This is a genomic window from Rothia sp. HMSC071F11 (assembly GCF_001809115.1).
Classification (GTDB): Bacteria; Actinomycetota; Actinomycetes; order Actinomycetales; family Micrococcaceae; genus Rothia; species Rothia dentocariosa.
Genome location: NZ_KV795756.1, coordinates 183,659 through 205,343, shown reverse-complemented (window position 1 = coordinate 205,343; position 21,685 = coordinate 183,659). Strand labels below are relative to the sequence as shown.

15 protein-coding genes and 3 tRNA genes are annotated in these 21,685 nt (G+C 52.3%); 9 read left to right on the top strand and 9 right to left on the bottom strand.

The genetic code is table 11. The features are described 5' to 3' along the window. Positions 1-53: 53 nt before the first annotated feature. The 4 genes from HMPREF2554_RS05380 to HMPREF2554_RS05365 all read right to left on the bottom strand — a co-directional run bounded on the left by HMPREF2554_RS05380 (position 54) and on the right by HMPREF2554_RS05365 (position 4,671). Positions 54-857, bottom strand: coding sequence for a YwqG family protein (locus HMPREF2554_RS05380; RefSeq protein ID WP_041322160.1), 804 nt, complete (start codon positions 855-857; stop codon positions 54-56). Positions 858-1,164: 307 nt separating this feature from the next. Next, a complete protein-coding gene (ilvC, locus tag HMPREF2554_RS05375) occupies positions 1,165-2,193 on the bottom strand; it encodes a ketol-acid reductoisomerase (protein WP_013399303.1) in 1,029 nt (342 codons plus the stop codon). A 157-nt stretch (positions 2,194-2,350) separates the two neighbouring features. Further along, complete coding sequence (gene ilvN, locus HMPREF2554_RS05370) at positions 2,351-2,851, bottom strand: acetolactate synthase small subunit (RefSeq protein ID WP_004004952.1); 501 nt, start codon at positions 2,849-2,851, stop codon at positions 2,351-2,353. Beyond that, the gene (locus HMPREF2554_RS05365; RefSeq protein ID WP_013399304.1) at positions 2,851-4,671 is read right to left on the bottom strand and encodes an acetolactate synthase large subunit; all 1,821 of its coding nucleotides are present in this window, start codon (positions 4,669-4,671) and stop codon (positions 2,851-2,853) included. The genes ilvN and HMPREF2554_RS05365 overlap by 1 nt, the downstream gene beginning before the upstream one ends. Positions 4,672-5,204: 533 nt before the next feature. On the opposite strand from HMPREF2554_RS05365, the gene HMPREF2554_RS05360 reads away from it, so the two are divergent. Beyond that, a complete protein-coding gene (locus HMPREF2554_RS05360; protein WP_013399306.1) occupies positions 5,205-5,723 on the top strand; it encodes a hypothetical protein in 519 nt (172 codons plus the stop codon). Between the two features lie 113 nt (positions 5,724-5,836). Here the strand turns inward: HMPREF2554_RS05360 and HMPREF2554_RS05355 are convergent. Both HMPREF2554_RS05355 and HMPREF2554_RS05350 read right to left on the bottom strand, forming a co-directional pair. After that, positions 5,837-5,909 (bottom strand) — tRNA-Lys (locus HMPREF2554_RS05355). 186 nt (positions 5,910-6,095) lie between these two features. Continuing rightward, positions 6,096-6,168, bottom strand: a tRNA-Lys gene (locus HMPREF2554_RS05350). 267 nt (positions 6,169-6,435) lie between these two features. Here HMPREF2554_RS05350 and bcp point away from each other — a divergent pair. From bcp to HMPREF2554_RS05310, 8 genes are all read left to right on the top strand, one after another. Continuing rightward, on the top strand, positions 6,436-6,912 hold the full coding sequence (bcp, locus tag HMPREF2554_RS05345; protein WP_013399308.1) for a thioredoxin-dependent thiol peroxidase: 477 nt from the start codon (positions 6,436-6,438) through the stop codon (positions 6,910-6,912). 65 nt (positions 6,913-6,977) lie between these two features. Beyond that, positions 6,978-7,062: transfer RNA gene (locus HMPREF2554_RS05340), tRNA-Leu, on the top strand. A 254-nt stretch (positions 7,063-7,316) separates the two neighbouring features. After that, positions 7,317-9,299, top strand: coding sequence for an ABC transporter substrate-binding protein (locus HMPREF2554_RS05335; RefSeq protein WP_070554301.1), 1,983 nt, complete (start codon positions 7,317-7,319; stop codon positions 9,297-9,299). 182 nt (positions 9,300-9,481) lie between these two features. After that, positions 9,482-10,963 (top strand): malate:quinone oxidoreductase, encoded by a 1,482-nt coding sequence (locus HMPREF2554_RS05330; RefSeq protein WP_070554299.1) that lies wholly within the window; start codon positions 9,482-9,484, stop codon positions 10,961-10,963. Positions 10,964-11,194: 231 nt separating this feature from the next. Continuing rightward, complete coding sequence (locus HMPREF2554_RS05325; protein ID WP_070554296.1) at positions 11,195-12,490, top strand: YihY/virulence factor BrkB family protein; 1,296 nt, start codon at positions 11,195-11,197, stop codon at positions 12,488-12,490. Positions 12,491-12,654: 164 nt separating this feature from the next. Continuing rightward, positions 12,655-13,590: an alpha/beta fold hydrolase gene (locus HMPREF2554_RS05320; RefSeq protein ID WP_070554293.1), complete on the top strand. Its 936-nt coding sequence runs from the start codon at positions 12,655-12,657 to the stop codon at positions 13,588-13,590. 201 nt (positions 13,591-13,791) lie between these two features. After that, on the top strand, positions 13,792-14,883 hold the full coding sequence (locus HMPREF2554_RS05315; protein ID WP_070554291.1) for an S-(hydroxymethyl)mycothiol dehydrogenase: 1,092 nt from the start codon (positions 13,792-13,794) through the stop codon (positions 14,881-14,883). A 22-nt stretch (positions 14,884-14,905) separates the two neighbouring features. Next, positions 14,906-15,553, top strand: a complete 648-nt coding sequence (locus tag HMPREF2554_RS05310; RefSeq protein ID WP_013399314.1) for an MBL fold metallo-hydrolase — start codon at positions 14,906-14,908, stop codon at positions 15,551-15,553. 105 nt (positions 15,554-15,658) lie between these two features. Here the strand turns inward: HMPREF2554_RS05310 and HMPREF2554_RS05305 are convergent, their stop codons facing one another. The 3 genes from HMPREF2554_RS05305 to HMPREF2554_RS05295 form a co-directional block, all read right to left on the bottom strand. Further along, entirely contained in the window at positions 15,659-17,176 is a 1,518-nt protein-coding gene (locus tag HMPREF2554_RS05305) for a hypothetical protein (RefSeq protein ID WP_246826012.1), read from the bottom strand. A gap of 89 nt (positions 17,177-17,265) precedes the next feature. Further along, entirely contained in the window at positions 17,266-20,457 is a 3,192-nt protein-coding gene (locus HMPREF2554_RS05300; protein WP_070554289.1) for an AAA family ATPase, read from the bottom strand. Further along, positions 20,454-21,641 carry a metallophosphoesterase family protein gene (locus HMPREF2554_RS05295; protein ID WP_070554287.1) on the bottom strand — a complete coding sequence of 396 codons (1,188 nt, stop codon included), beginning with the start codon at positions 21,639-21,641 and terminating at the stop codon, positions 20,454-20,456. The genes HMPREF2554_RS05300 and HMPREF2554_RS05295 overlap by 4 nt, the downstream gene beginning before the upstream one ends. Positions 21,642-21,685 lie beyond the last annotated feature (44 nt).

Genomic DNA, 21,685 nt, shown 5'->3' with positions numbered 1-21,685 from the left:
AATGTGCGAAGGGGCTGCCTGCGTTTACAACAGTACGCTGTACGCCGGGCCCGCTAGCTGCATGACCACTCATAGAAGACCTGTGAGAAGTCACGTGCTGCCAACCGGTCCGGGGCGATCACCCAGTTCGCTGTACCACAATCACCCCAGAGCACGCCTATGTTCGAGTTTATCGTTAACAGGTTCACGGTACGCCTGCGGATATCAGAGTTTTCAGGCTCTTCTCGGCGTGGATCACCCTGTATAAAGTCCGGTAACCCACCAAGCCTTGAGTAGTTCCCTGAACCAGTAAAATCCTCAATTTCTTCCACATATACATCAAAGTCATCAAGACTCGTAATAGCCTGTTCCGGGTATGCCTGGTTCCACTTCTCAAGCAGCGGGTGATTTATCGAATCGTTCGGGGCAAATATTTCCCGCCCAGGCGTCGTAAATTCGAGTGCACACTCACTTTTGATAGGCCACCAGAAGTCTCGCTCATGATCCTCCCAAGTCGCTACCGCATCCGGATTCGCTTCACCCAGCTGAGGATAGTAGATCACACGGTGATTCTCTTCCTTATCTATCCCCCAACATACGTTTGTGCTCACCCAGAACTGCACCATGCCGGTAGGCGGATAAATGGGATTCTCAGGTAGTTCAGTACAGTTGATTTGCGCAACCATGCCCATCGGCACCCCGTCCGAGTCGGTGGGCGCCTCCACCCCAGCGGGCAGATACGGCACTCCCCCGAACTTCGAGACGGTCACCGGCAGCGGCTCAGCAGCCTCAGAGGGCTTAATCCTAATAGTGGGTAATGGGTTTTCAGCATAGAGCTCTTCAACAAGGGCAGTAGCTTTCTCAACAATATCGCTCACAGGAAGCTCTCCTTCAACGTTTCTATCTATGGTCATTGCTGGGTTGTGCAGGTGTTTCCACCTGCGCCCTGGTTTAATGAGAGCACCTTCCCGAGCCAGCACACAACCGATTTCGTCATTACCTGTTTTGTCCAGTAACAGGAACAGCACCATATAGCTCCAGCCGCTCAGGTAGGTGGTATATACGATAGGAAAGAAATTCCAGAGCATTGCTATTAGTAGCCGTAAATATCTCAAAGGCCAAGCACACACGAAGGGGTGCCTACCATCATGATAGACACCCCCAGAAACGCTAGTAGCTTAGTGCTTAGCGAGCCACCGAACCTTCGGTATAGTCATCGTCAACAGTGTTCCACGAGAACAGCTCGCGCAGTTTGCGACCGGTAGCTTCAATCGGGTGAGACTCGCCCTTAGCACGCAGTTCCTTGAACTCGGGTGCGCCTGCGGCCTGATCGTCCATGAAGCGCTTTGCGAAGGCGCCATTCTGGATATCGGCGAGAACCTCCTTCATGTTCTCCTTGACCTGAGGAGAAATCACGCGAGGACCGGAGACGTAGTCGCCGTACTCGGCGGTGTCGGAAATGGACCAACGCTGCTTAGCAATACCGCCCTCAATCATCAGATCCACGATGAGCTTGAGTTCGTGCAGAACCTCGAAGTATGCAATTTCAGGCTGGTATCCTGCCTCGGTAAGAACCTCGAAACCGTACTGAACCAGCTGCGAAAGCGAACCACACAGCACTGCCTGCTCACCAAAGAGGTCAGACTCGGTTTCTTCGGTGAAAGTGGTCTTGATAACACCTGCACGGGTTGCACCGAGTGCCTTAGCGTAAGACAGAGCAAGCTCCAGAGCCTTACCGGACGGGTCCTTCTCGACAGCAACGAGAGCGGGCACACCACGACCTGCTTCATATTCACGACGCACGGTATGACCGGGGCCCTTCGGAGCGACCATAGCCACGTCCACGCCTTCGGGAACGGTGATGTACCCGAAGTGAATGTTGAAGCCATGTGCGAAGAACAGAGCATCGCCGGGCTTCAGGTTAGGTTCAATGCTCTCTTTGTAGACCTGAGCCTGTACCTGGTCCGGGGTCAGAATCATGATGAGGTCCGCTTCAGCTGCAGCTTCAGCAACGGTAGCTACACGCAGACCTTCTGCTTCAGCCTTAGCGCGGGATTTGGAGCCCTCAGCCAGACCAACAATAACCTTGACTCCAGAATCACGCAGGTTCAGAGCGTGTGCATGTCCCTGAGAACCATAACCGATAATCGCAACGGTACGTCCCTGGACTGGGGCGAGGTCTGCATCGTCGTTGTAGAAAATGGTTGCTGCCATTTTGTCTCCTCAAAATAATAGGTTTAGCCCGAACTCAGGCTCAGGCGTTAAGTTTACTAGACGTGGCGCCGCTCATGGGCGTTCTGTGATAAATCTCAGGATGCGGGAAGTATCGAACCGTGGGCGGCGCCTCCCACATCCTGACAGGGTTTTAGCGTTAGATACGTTCACTCATGGAACGTGGACCACGAGAGAGTGCAATGGTCCCAGCACGCACGATCTCTCGCACTCCGTAAGGTTCAAGAACATCAAGCAAGGCGTTAAGCTTTTCGGGAGAACCGGTTGCCTCAATCACTACGGACTCGGTAGAGACATCAATAACCGAAGCACGGAAAAGGTCAGCGGCCTGCACAACCTGCAGGCGAGCGGCGGCATCCGCCTTGACCTTAACCATGATGTGATCACGCTGTGTTGAAGTCTCTGGGGCTAACTCCACCACCTTAAGCACATGGATCAGCTTGTTGAGCTGCTTAGTAAGCTGTTCCAAAGTCTCAGGCTCACCATCAGCAACAATTGTGATGCGCGAAACGTCGGGAACCTCAGTGGGACCCACCGCCAAAGACTGAATATTGAACATGCGGCGAGAGAACAAACCGGTCACGCGTGAGAGCACACCGGGTTTGTCTTCAACTAAAACGGATAGGGTGTGCAGGCTCATTAGTTTTCTCCCTCTTCTCGACCGAAATCGGGTGACGTGTTTTTAGCGATTTGGATGAGGTCGTTCGATACACCGGCGGGCACCATCGGCCATACCATGGCATCGGGGCTCACGGTAAAGTCAATCACCACGGGACGGTCGTTGATAGCGAGCGCTTGTTTGATAACCTCGTCCACGTCTTCGTCCCTCTCGCAGCGGAAAGTGGCGCATCCATAGGCGTCGCCAAGCTTCACAAAGTCAGGGATGCGGTCGGTTCCGTGCCCGGTGCGCAGATGGGTGTTGGAGTATCGACCATCGTAGAAGAGTGCCTGCCACTGACGCACCATACCCAGCGAGGAGTTATTGACCACGGCAACCTTGATGGGAATGTTGTTCTGTGCGCAGGTGGCAAGTTCCTGGTTGGTCATCTGAAAACAACCGTCACCATCAATAGCCCACACAACGGAGTCTGGGTTGGCAACTTTCACGCCCATAGCGGCGGGAACGCAGTATCCCATAGTGCCGAGTCCTGCTGAGCTGAGGAAATGCCGCGGTTTCTCTTGGCCGATGAAATGTGCGCCCCACATTTGATGCTGTCCCACGCCGGTCACGTAGAAAGCATCGGGACCGGTGAGGGCGCTCAGGCGCTCCAATACGTGCTGGGGGGATCCCAAGCCGTCGTCGGTCTTGGTGTACCCAAGGGGGTAGTCGTTCTTGATGGTATCAAGTTCAACCCACCACTCGCCTAAGTTCGGCAACTTATTGGCGAACTCGGTGGAGAGCAGTTCGTTGAGTTCGGGGAGCACATAGCGCAAATCACCCACGATCGGCACGTCTGCGAAGCGAATCTTGGAGATTTCTGCCGGGTCTACGTCAATGTGGATGACCTTGGCTTCGGGGGCGAAAGAGTCGAGTTTACCGGTCACGCGGTCGTCAAAACGAGCCCCTAGAGTAATCAGCAGATCGGATTTCTGCATAGCGAACACGGCGGGAACGGTGCCGTGCATACCAGGCATGCCCAGGTTTTGCGGGTTGGAGTCTGGGAAAGCACCACGGGCGTTCAACGTGGTCACCACGGGAGCCCCGGTAATTTCGGCGAGCTTTGCCAGCTCCTCGGATGCACCGGAGCGGATAATACCGCCGCCAACGTACAGTACGGGACGTTTGGATTCACTGATGAGCTTGGCCGCTTCACGAATCTGCTTGGAGTGACCACGGGTTACGGGAGTGTACCCGCGTACCTCAACCTTGGGGGGCCAGTTGAACTCCATCATACCGACCTGCGCGTCCTTGGTGATGTCCACGAGCACGGGGCCGGGGCGTCCGGTGGAGGCGATATGGAACGCGGCAGAGAGCGCACGCGGAATATCCTGCGGATCAGAAATCATGAAGGAGTGCTTGGTAATCGGCATAGTCATGCCCACCACATCCGCTTCTTGGAAGGCGTCGGTGCCCAGAAGTTTGGTGGAAACCTGACCGGTGATAGCTACCAGCGGAACGGAGTCCATATTGGCGTCCGCGATCGCGGTGATCAGGTTTGTGGCGCCCGGCCCTGATGTTGCAATACACACGCCGACTTTGCCGGTGGAAGTTGCATACCCTTGAGCCGCATGCCCTGCCCCCTGCTCATGACGAACGAGGATGTGGTTAATTTTGGAAGAATCCATCAAGGGGTCGTAGGTGGGCAGAATTGCGCCACCTGGCAGACCGAAGACATCGGTAACACCCAAAAGTTCGAGTGTACGAATAATCGCTTGCGAGCCGGTCATGCGTTCGGCAGCAGGGGCTTTTTCTTCAGCCTGCCCACTACCCGCGGAGTTAATCGAAAATCCCGTGGTCATAATAATGATGCCTCGTTTGTATTGTTTTCTAGTTCTCGACAGATGCGCGTGAAGCCCGTCTGTTCGGGTATCTTACGCACTGTTTCGCTCGCTGTAGGCTCCGGTCGGGCGCCTTTAGCTATAAAAATACCCTCCGCTATGGTGTTGCGAAGGGCGCACATTCTATTCACAGAAAATCTACCTTGTGAAGCGCCCTAGGCGACGACGACAAGGCCAAGAATTCGCTGCGTCTTGCGTGTTTGCACCTTTATATAGTCTCGCTCTTGATGTCATGAGTCAAATTTCCACGCCGTTTTTATGAGAGTTTCTCTAATTTCTTCGCATTGCGTGTACTTTCGATATATTTTCGAGCTCTTACCCAGCTCTGTAGGATATCCTGTTGTATGCCCAGCGCCCAAGAGAGCCTGACTCAGGTCAGCACCGGCACAGACAATAATTGATTCTTGCGGTAATCTGCGAGCTCCAGTAATCCCCCAGGTAAATATGTGACGTGATACAGTGACGTAGAACGCCTTCGCCGGTAAGATGAGTACATGACCGACTCGCAAAACCTGGCTGCTTCACCCTCCCCTACACCAGAGCAGTCTAACCAACCACAGAGCGCCGAGGCTCTTACGGGAGAACAGCTCATCAAGGTGCTCCACCCTGCATTCGATGAGCAGATTATTAACTATGGGGCCTACGACTTGGTCTACGCTACCGGAAGCGCCATCTACCGTAACCCTGATATCGACCAACACCAAGAACCTATGCAGGAGCATTTTTTGGTGGGCTACCAAGAGGTTCCTGACGAGGTTATTATCGCCCCTATCCGCATGCCAGATGTTACGCCTGCTGGCACCGCATCCACCATTGATAACACAAATGCGCTGCACGCATACCGGGTAGGTGAACATTCGGTGGCTATTGAATCGGTGAACGGCAGCTCTTTCCTGCTTATTTTTGAGGATGCGCCTGAGATTACCACCATTCACGGGACCGGTGTTCTCAACCAGAGTCGCGACGTCTCTGCTTTCCGCGAGTTTGTAACCTCACGCTGGCCTGTTCTCTAGGCTCTTAAACGGCCTGTACCATACAGGGCTGTCACGGATAATGCATATACACTAATCCAGCCGGACTGTATAAAAAGCAAACCCCGTCACAGATAGTGACGGGGTTTATTCTGTGCGCCCTCTGGGACTCGAACCCAGAACCCATTGATTAAGAGTCAATTGCTCTGCCAATTGAGCTAAAGGCGCTTAGGTAACAAATATTGCAGCTTCGCAACGGCAACAGATAAATACTATACGAGCATCAAGCGCGTTTTGCAACTTATGAACACGGCTGTAGTCAGCGATTTTGGCGAACATCGACGTCCAGCATCACGATTGCAAATCACTATGGTATACAACAAAACCCCGCCATAACCGACGGGGTTTATTTTGTGCGCCCCCTGGGACTCGAACCCAGAACCCATTGATTAAGAGTCAATTGCTCTGCCAATTGAGCTAGAGGCGCTTACTTGGGGTGATGTATCGCATTCGTACGACAACAGATAAATACTATACGGATAATTAATATTTCACGCAAGTTACATATAAGTGACGCTTCACACAAACTCTTATTTCTTGCTGTCGCTCATGCTCTCGATGGCACCGCAGCGCCTCATCTCATGGCGCACCCTCACAAAAAAATATCCCAGAGATCCTATAAACCCCGTACACTAAAGAGAACGTTTACGGCAACACATGCAATACCGAGAACCTCTACTTTTAAGGAGAAACCATGAGCACCCGACTAGAACCAGGCACAAAAGCCCCAAGTTTTACCCTGGAAGATTATACCGGTCAGCAATATTCCCTAGCGGATTACGCAGGGCATAAGGTCATTCTCTACTTCTATCCCAAGGCATCAACACCCGGATGCACCAAAGAAGCTTGCGATTTTCGAGATAACCTTGCCTCTTTGAAATCGCTCGGATACGTTGTCTTAGGCGTTTCTCCCGACAAACCCGCAGCCCTAGAGAAGTTCACCACCAAAGAGTCTCTCACTTTCCCCCTTCTCTCCGATGCCGATCACGCTGTTGCGCTTGTCTATGGCGCATGGGGCGAGAAGAAAAACTATGGCAAAGTCTACGAAGGACTTATCCGATCTACATTCGTCATCAATGAGCAGGGCATCATAGAGCTGGCGCAATATAATGTACGCGCCACCGGCCATGTTGCTAAGCTACGCCGTGACCTTGGCATTGACCCCAAATAGTCGGATTTTTCCGTTTGTATAGTCTTACGTCCTCGTGTAGACTTTCCTAGGTAGCTTTGCTCCCCGCGCGAGTGGTGAAATTGGCAGACACGCAGGATTTAGGTTCCTGTGCCTTACGGCGTGGGGGTTCAAGTCCCCCCTCGCGCACCAATCTTGGGTCCGCAACGTCTTCTTATCGAAGAAGTTGCGGGCTTTTTGTTATATACCGCACAGCAGAGTACCCTGGCGCTATATCCCTAAGCCTATAATTCGCTGTGAGTCGTGCCTAAAACCCTCTTTGAGTATCGCGACATTAAATCGTGACGTTGTATTCTAAAAGAATAGTGTTTTCGCCCAGACATAAACGCCTTATCAACCACGCATTACCTATCACGGTTCAGTAATCACCATGGAAGGGTTTGTCCGTGAATCATCTCTCCCCAACCGATGCCTCCGGTATCAGCTATAGCGGTATCAGCCGCCGCACTGCGCTGCGGTTAGGGTCTCTTCTGGCAGCGGGTTATACTTTGACGGCCTGCGGTGATTCGGCACCCGACAACGGTTCAGGAGAGACCCGCAGGATCTTTAGATTTGCTCAAGGCGCGGCACCTTACTCTCTTGATCCCGCCTTTGACCCGGTCTCTCCGACGTACCGTGTAACAGCACAGATTCTTGAAACTCTCGTGAGTGCCGACCATTACACGGGCGTTCCGCAGGAGGCGCTTGCCTCCTCGTGGACGATTAGCCCAGATGGTCTGACCTATACGTTTACGCTCCGGGAAGGGGTCTCATTTAGCGATGGCACTCCCCTTACGGCAGAAGCCGTACTGCGTAATGTACAGCGGTGGCAGGCGTTAGCAACATCCCCAGAAACGGCGGCTCGCTGCGTTCCCTTTCAGCCACTCTACGGCTGGGGTTTTGGTAATATTGTGCACTCCAACTCGCCACACGCAGGTAAAGCATCACAGGAGACAAGCTCTTCACCGTCTGCCGCCGCAACGCAAACCCCTGCGGCTCAGGAAGACACAGATACACCCAAGGCCGATACACCAAAGACTGATGAACGCACCGAGCAGATACCTTTACGTTATGCTCCCCTAGTTTCCGATGTGCGCGTCACCGACTCCAAACTTGTGTTTACGCTTGTGCGCCCTTCACAAGCATTCTTGAGGATTCTGACCCAACCGGCTTTCGGCATCGTTTCACCCGAGGCACTTACCGAAAACCATCGCATCAAAGAAGTACCCATTGGTACTGGTCCCTTTAAAGTCTCAACGCCCACTTCGCAAAATACCGATATCGTTCTCATACGCAACGATAAATTTGTGAGTATCAAGCAGGAAAAGATTGAACTCGACGAAATACATTTCTCGACTCTCAATTCTTCCGACAAGCGTTACTATGCTCTCGTAGACAATAAAGTTGATGCCTGCGATCAAGTAAGCGGCAATGACTTAGGGCCTCTGGGGCGTGAAGGGTTCCTGTACCCGCTGCGTGATCCCTTCTCGCTTCTTTATCTGGGGTTCAACCTTGCGCATCCGGTTCTTAAAGATATTTCGGTGCGCCGAGCTATCGCGCGAGCTGTCGATCGCGGTGCCCTCATCCGATATTACCTTTCTGGAACTTCTGAAGCGCTGCACCTTATGCCTAGGCTTTTTCGTACCTCGGATGACTCTCTGGAACGTCTGTATAAGCGAGATGTTGACCAAGCAAAATCGTTGCTCGCAGCCTCAGGTTACACAGGCGAAACTATCGAATGCTACTACCCTATTGATGTTTCGCTTCCGTGGATTATGTCACCCCAAAAAGTCTATTCTGAGATGATCGGAGCTCTTCTCGATATTGGGCTCAATATTAAACCTATTCCGCTGAACTGGTCCGATTATCATGCCCGCGCTACGGAAATAAATACTACTCGCGGCATTCTCCTCGGTGGTTTCTATGGAACCTATCGTGATCCTTACGCTTTTCTTGGGCCGGTTCTTGCGCCTCTTCTGGTGGCGCAGTGGATCGATGCTATGGGATTAAACCCCGTATCGCACGATACCCCCGAGGCGAAGGCACATCCCACCGATTCTCCGATTCCATCGCCGTCAGCAAGCGCTACCCCGAAGGACAGTTCCGAAGCCGAGACATCGCCTACCCCGTCTCCCAGCATTACTCCTGCAAAGGTAGAACCTGCGCCTACGCTGGAACAGATTATGAGTAAGATTCGCGAAGCCGACAGCGCCACTTCTTTAGACGAACAACGTGAAAAATATCGTTCCATCAACCAGGATTTAGCGGCATTTATGCCTGCGGTCCCACTTTTGAACGTTACGTCTAACATAGGTATTAATCGACGTATTATTGGCTACGAAACCGAACAAAGCGCTATCGAGCTCTTTGCTAAAGTGCGAATTTCCTAAGGCTTCAGTTGTGGAATTTAATGTATTTTGCAGAATTTCCTCACTCTTTTGTGAACTACATTACTGATTCTGGATTTTTCTCAGTGGAATGTGTACCTACAGACCCTCAGGGAGTACGCTAGAGTCATACAACTGTCATATGACCGTGCCCAAAGCCGGGCACCAAACCCCTGGGAGTATCAGTGGTAGCACGTACTGAACAGACCGATGTCGTCCTTGTGGGCGGCGGTATTATGAGCGCAACGCTTGGTGTCTTTTTGAAGGAGTTGGAACCCACCTGGAATATTACTCTTCTGGAACGCCTTGATAAGCCCGCACAGGAGTCCTCGAACCCGTGGAATAACGCTGGCACCGGTCATTCTGCACTGTGCGAGTTGAATTACGCCCCCGCTGGTCCCGACGGAAAAGTAAGCGCCGATAAAGCCTTAGGTATTAATGAGCAGTTCCAGATTTCACGTCAGTTCTGGGCTTCCCTTGTGAATGAAGGTATTCTGCCCAATAACGATTTCATCCACCCTGTACCCCATATGTCCCTTGTATTCGACGAAGATCATTCCAAGTACCTTGCGGCACGTTACGATTCCTTCCGCCAGCAGAAGCTCTTCGAGCGAATGCAGTTCTCCACGGAACGCGACCAAATTGCTCAATGGGCGCCCTTGACGGTCAAGGGCCGCTCCGAAGGAGAACCGGTCGCAGCTACCTGGGCTCCGGAAGGTACCGACGTTGATTTTGGTGCGCTTACCTCCGGCATGATCGACTATCTGCAATCTCAGGGAGTCGAAGTACGCTACGGCTACGAGGTTAAGAACCTTGACCGTGAATCTGACGGTACGTGGACTATCTCTGCCATTAACCGCATTAATACCGAAGAACCCTTGAAAATCCACGCTAAATTTGTTTTTCTCGGCGCTGGAGGCGGTGCTTTGCACCTGCTCCAAAAGTCTGGGATTGAGGAAGGTAAGGGATACGGCGGCTTCCCGGTTTCGGGTCTGTTCCTGCGCAACACCAATGAAATTACCGCCGCTAAGCACAATGCAAAGGTGTACGGTCAGGCGTCCGTAGGCGCTCCTCCCATGTCTGTTCCACATTTGGATACTCGGTATGTTAACGGCAAGCGCTCTCTGCTTTTCGGGCCTTATGCTGGGTTCAAGACTAATTTCCTGAAGCAAGGGTCTCTCCTTGACCTGCCTCTCTCACTTCGTCTGCACAATATTTATCCCATGACTCGTGCGGGTCTCGATAACCTGTCGCTCGTCAAATATCTGCTCACCGAGTTGGTTAAAGATAAGAATGCGCGTCTGGAGTCCCTGCACCGCTACTACCCTGAGGCTAACGGCGACGAGTGGGAACTCATTGAAGCGGGTCAACGTGTGCAAATTATGAAGAAGGATGCGAAGAAGGGCGGAATTCTGCAATTTGGCACCGAGGTTGTTTCTTCGGCCGATGGTTCTATCGCCGCTCTGCTTGGCGCATCACCGGGGGCTTCAACCGCAGCACCCATTATGCTGAACCTACTCAAGAGGTGCTTTCCCTCTCAGTTTGCAGGTTGGGAGTCGCGCATCCGTGCTCTGGTTCCGGGGTATGGGGTTAAACTCAACGATAATCCGGATCTCGCTGACGAAATTATGGCTCACACTGCACATACATTAGATATCGCCAACTAAGATAAACTTGAGGTACTGACTCGAAAACCTTCATCCTGTTCCCTGCCATACACAGGTTTTTGGATGGAGGTTTTCGCTGTTAAGTAATAGTAAAACTCTTCAGTGGAGAGAACTCATACGTGCCGCGCTCTATCGTTCCTCCTCATGAGAAAAACTATTTCCTGTATTATTGCCACAAGTACTTGGTACTCCTAAGCGCCGCACGCAAACACCAAGACAAGGAACGCTCCTATGGCACGACACCGCAAAAAATCACTTCCTCATTCAGAATATGTAAAAATACGCGAATTTCCTCAGGGCAGTATCGCCTATATCTTTCGACGCGCGGGTTTTTCCTTTGGAGCGCACGGGGGAACAGATCTAGCCGCAGCACTCACCTATTTCACGGTGCTCTCTGCATTTCCTGCTCTGCTCGCGATCCTATCACTCCTGGGAATTTTTGGGCAGGGAGAAGACAGCGCCAAGGTAATCTTAGAGTTCCTCCAAGAGCGTGCCCCTCAGCAAATGTACTCGATTCTGGAAGGACCTATTCATCAGCTAACCAATGGACAAGGCGCCGGGTTTGCATTAATCATTGGTATTCTCAGTGCGCTCTGGTCTGCCTCCGGATATGTAGGGTCTTTCGGGCGTGCGCTCAATAACGTATACGGAGTACGCGAAGGACGACCCGGGTGGTTCCTCAAACCCTATAACGTACTCATCACTACCGGGGTGATAGTGCTTGTGGTTCTCATGATGCTGATGTTCCTCTTGGGGGCCTCAGTTCTCGACTGGGTTGCACCCTATATGCCTGGAGTAGATATAGAACTCATCAAGGTTCTGTGGCTCAATGGGCGTTGGGTTTTAATTCTCATTCTTGCGGTATTTCTCATTGCGATGCTCTACACTGCAACACCCAATGTGCGGCGTCTTAAAATTCGGTGGACCTCGCCGGGAGCCGTTATCGCCTTGTTTGGCATGGGATTAGGCGGATTAGGCTTTACCATCTACACCAATAATTTCAGCAAATATAACGCTACCTACGGACTTATCGGTGGTGTCATCGTCATGCTGGTGTTCCTTTGGATCATGAACAATATGCTGGTCTTTGGTGCCCATGTCGATGCTGAATTTGAACGGATGCGCCAAATTGTGGCGGGTGAGGATATCGACGGAAAACTGCGTGTAGAGCCCCGCGACACCCGAGCCATTACCAAGTACCAGGAAAAATTAGAGGCCCTAAGCTCAAGTGCCCAAGAGATCCAAGATCTTGCAAGCGGTCAGCAGACGCTTCCCAAACCGCCCGAGCCCTCAATCCTCGAACGGGTGCAGACTGCTGTTTCTACCAACACTGAGATGCTTCGACAGGCTGTTTCCGATACCCGTGCAGGGGCGACGGAGACACAATCCTCTGAGGATTCTGGGGAGGTGAAGGAGAAGGCTTCGCAGTCCTCTCAAAAACATACCAGCGATTCCACCCCACACAGCGATAATCCTCAAAACGGCAGCTCTAAGCGTCAAGACTCTTCGCGAGACACGCTTTTTTAAGTGCAGCATGAGCGGCACATGCACTACCGGATAGACCCGTGGTAGTTGGCGGAAATACACCGCACCCACCACGATTGTGTTTGTCATAAACGTGATTTTTCGCCCCACACGTCATATATATTTTCGTCTACACAATCAGCGCGCGCAGGTGCAAAAATATACATATGTGTGAGACTCCCATACCGCCTTTTGAATACACCCGCTACACACCTGCAGACGCGGAAAAAGGTACAACTCCCGTTCTGTTTCTGCACGGCTTTGCGACCCGTAGCGACCAGCTCTGGGGCGGTACCGGCTGGATCCGCCAGTACATTCGGACAGGTATACCCGTGCTGACCATCGATTTACCTTTTCACGGGCAAAAATACCTCAAAGACCCCAACTTTACGGTAGATGCCAAACTCCCGGTGGGAACAATCGAAGAACACGGTACTTTTCCGGTCATCCAGACCACAGTGTCAGAAAATGGTTCACCGCAAAACGGCATGGCTCTCTTCGCTGATACGCTTTCTGCTCTCCTTGACGAACTTGCTATCCAGCAAGTACATGGTGTGGGTTTTTCCTTCGGATCTAGGGTAGGGTGGGAGCTCGCTCTGAGGCACCCATCTCGCGTTGCATCGCTTATTCTGGGCGGTATGCCCCTGCACAATCACCTCGAAGCCCTGCGCTCTATGCTTTCCGCCTCGTGTGCTGATGATGCCATTACCCAAGATCCTGCGACAGAAGAAGCCTTTACCAGCATTATTGAATCCTCACCTTTGCGCACCGATGCTCTCCTTAATTTTGTGCATATACCCTTCGGCGAGTTCTTCTCACTGCCGTCTGCGCTTGCAGACTCTACGCGCATTCCCGTTATTCACGCTGCTAACCCGCCTTTTCCGTACCCTCGTGTTCCTCTGCTGATCGCAATCGGTTCCGAAGACTCCATCGCTGCTGACGGACGTAGGCTATATCCCCTGCTCCAGAGGGTACATCCGTATCTAAAATTTCTTGATATTCCGGGGCGGGATCATGTGAGCGCCTTAACCTCAGGCGTTTTTAGGCGCAACGCTTTAGCCTTTGCGCGCGATTCTCTGGGAAGTGACCGGCAAGCAGTATAAGCATCTTTCATGCGCACCAACACGCTTAGCTTATAGCTATTCGTATGTACAGACCCTAGTGATAGCCCTAGAATGGAAAGACGTATCAAGAAATCTTGATGCGTCAGAACATGTGGTCATAAATGCTCTATGCGACGGGTAAAGCCGCACGAGGTCCCGAAAACTTCTTCATCAACGATCCCGAAGGGAATAAGCCAAAGCATGCACAAGGTTAAAGCTGTTGTAGCGCTCGCCAAGAACGAGCCCGTTACCGTAACGACTATTAATGTACCCGATCCCGGTCCGGGCGAGGCTCTCGTGAAGGTTCTTACCTGCGGTGTTTGCCAGACAGATCACCACTATGTTGCAGGCGGTGTGGGCGATGATTTCCCCTACCTGTTGGGGCACGAATCTGCCGCTGTTGTTGAGGCAGTTGGAGAGGATGTCACCGATATTGCTCCCGGCGATCTGGTAATTCTCAACTGGCGTGCAGTCTGCGGTGAATGCCGTGCATGCCGTAAGGGCGAGCCGCAGTACTGTTTCGCGACCCATAACGCAACCCAGAAAATGACTCTGGAGGATGGCACCGAACTCACTGCTGCCCTAGGCATTGGCTCTTTTGCCGAGAAAACCCTTGTCGCAGCGGGTCAGTGCACGAAGATTACCGCCGATATTTCCCCCGAGCAGTACGCCGCTATTGGACTGCTCGGGTGCGGTGTGACCGCAGGCCTGGGTGCTGTTCTCAACACGGGTGCGCTCAAACGCGGAGAATCTGTGGCCGTTATTGGATGCGGCGGCGTGGGCACCGCTGCAATTGCCGGAGCGCAGCTGGGCGGGGCAACTACCATTATCGCCGTTGATATTGATGACGATAAGCTCGAACGCGCACGCCAGCAGGGTGCAACCCACACCGTAAACTCAGCCAAGGTAGACCCGGTCGAGGCTATTCGGGAGCTGACCGGCGGGTTTGGTGCGGATCTGGTAATAGATGCCGTAGGTATCGCACCCACCTTCAAGCAGGCTTTCGAGGCACGCGATCTTGCCGGGCGCGTGGTACTTGTGGGAGTTCCTGAACCTGGCACTACCTGGGATATTCCTCTGGATGAGGTTTTTGGACGCGGCGGATCCATTAAGAGTGCCTGGTACGGTGACACCCTGCCTTCGCGCGACTTCCCCGAGTTCGTAAACCAGTACCTGCTCGGTCGCCTCGATCTAGACGGTTTTGTCTCCGAGCGTATTAAACTGGAAGACGTCAATGATGCCTTTGAAACCATGAAGACCGGGCGCGTGTTGCGCTCCGTTGTAGAACTCTAAAAACCGGGGAAGGAACTTTTTCATGGCTGAGACTATCGAACGGGTCGTCACGCACGGAACTTTTTCGCTTGACGGCGGTACCTGGGAAGTCGATAACAACGTCTGGATTATCGGCGATAATAAACACGTAACCATTATCGACCCCGCGCATAATATAGATAAGATTGCGAAAAAAGTGGGTGAGCGTACGGTCGAAAAAATTCTGCTGACCCATGCCCATGACGATCATATTCGTTCCGCGAAGGAAGCCGCCGAGCGCTTCAAAGCACCCGTCTACCTGAACCCTGAGGATCGGGTGCTCTGGGAGATGGTGTACCCCTCCTGGGACTTCGACGAGTCCCTGCATGACGGGCAGAAAATCCGTGTTGGCGCTACGGAGCTTCATGTGATCGCAACCCCCGGGCACTCCCCCGGCTCAGTCTGCTTCTACGCCCCTGAACTGAGCTGGGAGAACAGCGAAGGCGTACTCTTTTCGGGCGATACTCTCTTCAAGGGCGGTCCCGGAGCGACTGGGCGCTCATACAGTAACTTCGACACTATTATCGATTCCATCGAGTCGAAGTTACTCACTCTCCCTGCTTCTACGGCGGTTCTCACGGGTCACGGAGACTCCACAGGCATCGGTGTAGAGGCACCCGATCTAGACGCTTGGAAAAAACGCGGGCACTAAGAATCTCACGGCTCTTTTGCTCATATATGAGGTGGTACAGGTTTTCCTCTCGAAAACTTGTACCACCTCATTATATTATTCACGAGGGTAAGCCCTACTGGCTGATCAGTCATCTAATGGCGCCAGTTGTTCCTCGTAGCGGCGGCGCCAGAGATACCCGTAAAGATGCCCCATGCAGAAGTACAGGCAAGCGGCAACGATCGGAACGATAAAGGCGTTACGGTAGTAGGGGCCGCTTCCCAGGTACCCTCCCCAGGTAGCGCCAAAAGTAAGCCCTAGCGCCATAGCACCACTAATATAGAAGCTCATCTGGGTGTCGGGAGTGCGTACCAGCACATGCGCCAAAGCTAATTTATGGCCGCCAACAACAATTCCTAACGCCACGCCGTAGATTGCTAGGCCTACCATCATCATTGATATTCGATCGACAGTAGGCAGTAAAAGTGCAGCCAGTGTGAGCACAACGCCGCTCGAAAGCCAACCGTGCCAAGGAACAATTTTATCTGCGCCTAAAAGCACCGGAAGCATAGTGATAACAGCCGTCCCCAAGCATATTGTAATCATCAAGGGGTAGAGCGATAATGCATTGTGATTGAGAGCGAATCCCAGCAGAGCTGAACCGATAGATCCGATGCATCCGCTGATAACCATGAGTCCCAAGATCAGAACCATACTTATAGAATCTGAGGGTGTTTCCTGTACATGCGGTTGTGCGGTTCCATCTGCTCGCGCCACGTCCGAATCTGAGGGGAGCGACTTTGGAGTTCTAGGAAGTACGTTGGGGATAAGAATGACAACAAATATTAACAAACCAGCCAATAAAATAGCCGCCCAGAACCCAGCGTTAATACCCATAAGGCTGTTCAGAAGCACCAAGACAAATGCAGCCAGAGGATACAGCGCCAGCTTTTCGACATTCGTCCATGCAACCATGGCAAAAAGCCACTCAGGATCAGAAATTTTTGTGGGATTATACCGAGCTTCATGCACAATTACAGGCCATGGTGGAAGAGTGTAGCCCGCCAGCATACATGCCGCCGCATACTCAAAAGTCGTGACCGAGGCTGCGGCCTCTGTAGCCAGCATATTTGACAGATGCATGAGGTACAGTACCGCAGGAATATGCAGAACCGCACTGCCTCCTAATACGAGTCTAAGACCGCAATAACGCTCCAAAATCGGGGTTGTCGAGATCTTGAGGGTATAGGCAAAGGCAAGAGCCCCTACAGCATAGCCGCCATCATGCACTGTATGCAGATTTCGTGCAATTACTAGAAAAAGGGTCATACCGATCAGGGCAACAGGCATGTGCATCATAACGTCAAATGCGCTGTAAAGAAATCCTTCTTCGCGCCGTGTGCGGATAAGGTATCTTAGGCGAATCCTCAACATTCCCAGAAAGCTGCGACCGTGAGCACGGGTCGCTTCTCGCAGATCGTATTCTTCGTGAGGAACCACAATATTTGTCTGAAGCCCAGAGCTCCAGCGGGGTACCCCGGTCCCTAAAGAGCTATGCCGCTGTTGCGAGGGCTTGTTAGTAATGCGCGTACCAGACGCACCAGAACCTAACGGTGTAGGTAAGGTTCTCTCACCGCCGTCTCTTCCGGATGTGGTGGGGCGCATCCTGTTCTCCTTGGGGGTGTTTGAGGTCGGTCTTCTCAACCGTCTAAGTGATATCTCTTTGGATAGTTTACCCCCGCATTCGTCCAAACCTAAACGTTAACTCGAAGAGTCGAGCCATTTTGTCGCTTTTCTATACTGACTTGGGCAGAAATACGCTCTTTCATATCTTCAACGTGTGATATAAGTCCAATAACACGACCGTTCTCTCGAATATTCTCCAGTGTTTCCATTACAAGCTCCAGAGTCTGCGCATCGAGAGTTCCAAAACCTTCATCAATGAAAAGTGTTTCAATCTCTATACCGCCGTTACGTGCTTGAACAACTTCGGCAAGACCCAAGGCTAATGAAAGCGATGCGAGGAAAGACTCGCCGCCGGAAAGAGAATTCACCTCACGCTGGTCGTTATTCCAGTTATCCTCAACGCTAATACTCAGACCGCCGCCAATACGCGCTCGTTTCTCTCGTTTGTCGCTGAGTACCAAACGGTAACGATTATCGCTCATACGCTGCAGATGCTCAGAAGCCACTTGCAAGACTTGCTCAAATTCACCGCCGAGCACATAGCTCACAAGATCTATCTGATGGTTTTTATCAGGATTGTCACCCCGAGCGATGCTCGCTAGCCCGGCGTAAAGATTGGCCTGTTCCACGGCATGGGCTGATTCCCCTTGCTGTTCTTGGTAGTCCTGAAGCAGAGATTCTAAAGTTTCAATACCATTTGTACGAATACCCTCGCGTGTCATCAAAGTTTCATACTGTTGCTCAACATTATCGCGTTCTTGACGTATGCGGGTAAGTTCTTCTTGGGAAGGAGCCTTCTGTCCATGCTCAATAAGCGTGGCAACGGTACGCATGGCTGGTCGGTCAAGAGAGGCTTGAAGAGTGGCATGTTCTTCTCGATAAGCCGAAATAGCCTGCTCAAGATGCTGTTGCTGTACCTCTGTGAGAACCGCCTGCTGAACCGCCTCGAAAGTCTCGAAAACCGACCGTTCCAGACTTTGCTGTGCCTGATGGGCGCTCTCTGCGGCGCTGATTGTGGCGTCGTCAAGACGACGGCTTGCATCAACGGCACGATGCGCCTGCTCCACGTAGCTTTCAAGCTTGCATACCCGGTCGGCAAAACTTATGGTAGCCGCCACCTGACGAAGTTTTTTCTCAAGCTTTGTCAGAGTTTGCTGCTCACTCGCCTGCTGAGTCTGCAGTTGGGTTAAAGATGTACGTGCCCGGGTCTGCTCTTCCGAAATTTTCTGAAGTTCAAGCGTCTCTTTTTCCTGTTGATGCTGCACTTCACGCTTGTGTGTTAAGGCTTCTTGAGCCTGGTTATAGATATTTTGTGCTTCTGTCACCTGACTCTGTGCTTCTTGAGAATCAGGCATGTGAGACTCGTTAAGTTGGTCCAAAACGGTCTGGGTTTGTGCCACGGAAGTAGCTGCTGCCGACGCTTTCTGCTGCTCCCGGTGGGCACGTTCCTCGGCGGCATCAATCTCAGATTGTTCCACTAAGGTAATGCCGCTGACGCTGGGCTGGGCCGGTTGCGGATGCTCCCGAGAGCCGCACACCATGCAGGGCTGTCCTTCGTCCAGCTCCTCTGCAAGTGTGAAAGCAACCTGCTCTAGACGCCGTTTTTGAAGCCTCGTGTACTCTTCCGATGCGGTGATAGATACCCGCTGAATTAGCTCATACGCCTGCACGGCCTGGTCGTGAGCAGTTTGCGCCTGCTCTAATTTTTCTGCATGGGCAGCGACTTCTTGCTGGGTCTTTTTCGCAGTTTCTAGGGCAAGTTGGGCCCGAGCGTAGTTCTGTTCAACATCGTGCAGGGAGCTTAGCCGCTTGCTAATATCACTGAGTTTTTGCTGGCTCTGGAGCTCGCGTTTCGCAATTCCTTCCACCGTACGTTGCGCTTTCTCGGAGTCCCGCTTGAGCGCTGTAAGGGCTGCTTTTGCCTCTTCTAAAGCTTGTTCATCGTGCTGGTATACCCGAAGCTGCGCCATCACGCTTGGAGCTTGATTGAGAACCCGTTGAAGATCCTGCGCCGTGTCTATCCGGTACAGTGAAGCCTCAAGGTGCTCGGTGCAGTCCCCTAGGGCTTCTAGAGCTTGTGAGGCGCTGCACCGAGCCATGTTCAGCGTATCCTGTGCGTGCTCGGCGGCGTGCATCCGGCGTTCCTCATCACGACGAGAACGTTCCAGTTCAGCCTCCACAGGGGCTGCTGCCCGAGAGTTACTGAGCGTTCGGCACTGTTTCTTATGTTCCTCTTCCTGGGATTCGTGTCGCGCCCATGCCGACTGCAGTTTCTCATATTCCGCCCAATCCTGTATTCGCTGGGCTATGTCCTGCTGTTGCGCGGCAAGTTTTTCACGTTCATCTTTGAGGTCGGTCAGGGCGTGCTCATCCTGCTGTTCTTGCCGGCGTACAGCGTGAAGATGCTCCGTGAACCACCCCTCGAAATCATGCCGTGCAGTCTCAAGATCGGTCGCTAGGTCAAGTTTGGTATATGCTTCAGAAACTTCACGCTCCTGCGCATCAACGATATTTTTGTTGTCGTCAAGGTCTGTGCCGCTACGCGAAAGTCGTTCACATAGTTTTGTGTACGTCGTGACGGTCTGCTCAAGAGTCCTGTCTAAAGCATGTTTAATATCCTGTACAGCACGCTCACTAATCTGTTCTTTCTCTCGAAGCCTATTCATTACCTGTTCATAGGTATCAACCGGAAAAAGCTGTTTAAGCAACGGAATTCGGTCTTTACTGCGAGCTTTAAGAAAATCTGCGAACTGCCCCTGCGGTAAGAGCATAACCTTCAAGAATTGTTCTCGGTTGAGTCCTATAAGTTTTGTCAGGTAGTCCGCCGAGTCTGCCATGCCCTCCGCTGCTTTACGCCAGGATTGTTCATCCTGCGGGTCTCTGCCCGGAATAAGTTCAGAAACTAATGCCTGCGGATTTTCGAGGGTGGGTGTTCCTTTATTTTTCCCACGTGTGATGAGCCGACGGTACGCTGGGGTTCGGTCGATCCTTAGACGACGATTCTGTATGCTCAACTCCAGAAAAATATGGGGTTTTATTTCTCCAGGGGGCACATGGGTAGAGTACAAAGATCCTATATCACGCTCGGAAGAGGGCATTCCATATAGCGCATAACAGATAGCGTCGAGTACGGTCGTTTTTCCCGACCCGGTGGAACCATTAAGAAGAAAAATACCGGCTTCGTTGAGGGCATCAAAGTCTATGACCTCTCGCTTGGGGTAGGCCATGAATGCTTCAAATTCTAGGCGATGAAAAATCATGCTGACCTCCCGCTGCTGATAACCTCATCAACAATATGTTCAAGGGCTCGGGTTTCTGCCGCCTCCAGCGGATGCGCCCGCACGGTAGCGTAAAACTCCTCGCACACATGCGCCGGGTTAGTGGTTTCGGTGATGCGCGGGCGAGTGTTTGCGCGCGGTTGTTGATGCAGAGGCTCAAAAACGAACGAGGCAATATTCTCATATCGTTTACGGAGCTCGTCGAGAGTACCTACCGGCTGCTTATCATCGCGCAGGATAATACGGCAAAAATACTCGGTTTCGTAGGGCGAGAATTCGTCGCTTTCCATCAGTTCATCGAAAGTTCCCGTCAGGGTCTTGAGGGGCAGCCGAGTGCGCCATTCATGGGATTCGACCTGCAGTTCCATGCCCCCGTCGCGTGCTGTGAGGTTCAGTAAATAGGCTCCGTTCTTATTAGCTTCTTCGCTGAAGGAAAAAGGTAGCGGCGAGCCGCTGTATCGTACACGATCCGTCACCGGGTAGCGGCGGTGAATATGTCCTAATGCCATGTAATCGAATCCCTCGAAGAGCGCAGCTGGCACCCAGTCCACGCCGCCTACGCTGATATTTCGTTCCGAAGAAGAACGCACAGATTCATTGAAGTCACCGTGCTCACTCACGGTGGCATGGGCCATGACAATGGTGAAATCTGCGGGGTTCTCCCCTGCGTTCCGTTTCTCATTGTCTTCTCGAATTCGTGTGCAGACCTCTCCCAGCACGGCTGCATGGGTGGGCTCAACATCAAGCTGACGCCCATAATAACGTGGGTTTAGGTAAGGCACGGCATAAATACGCACTCGTATATCGTCCCGGGTGAGCTCTACCGGTTCAAATGTTTCCTTCAAAGTCGTCACAGGGTATATACCCTGCCGCGCTAAAGTACCTGCCCCATACCCTAACCTACGAGCGGAATCATGATTTCCCGCGCTCAGAACTACCTGAATTCCCGCGAGCGCCAGACGGTCTAAAGTCTTGCCAAGAAGCTCGGTGGTTTCGGCACTGGGGTGGGCGCTATCGTACACGTCTCCGCTAATAAGGAGCACATCAATCTTTTCGGCAGTCGCATAGTCGATAAGTTCATCGATGAACCGTTGATGCCATTCGTGCAGGCTGTGCCGGTGGAAGGTACGCCCTAAATGCCAGTCGGAGGTGTGCAGAATCTTCATAGTTTTTAGTATTACATTGGGTGCTGGAACATGCACCCTGATTT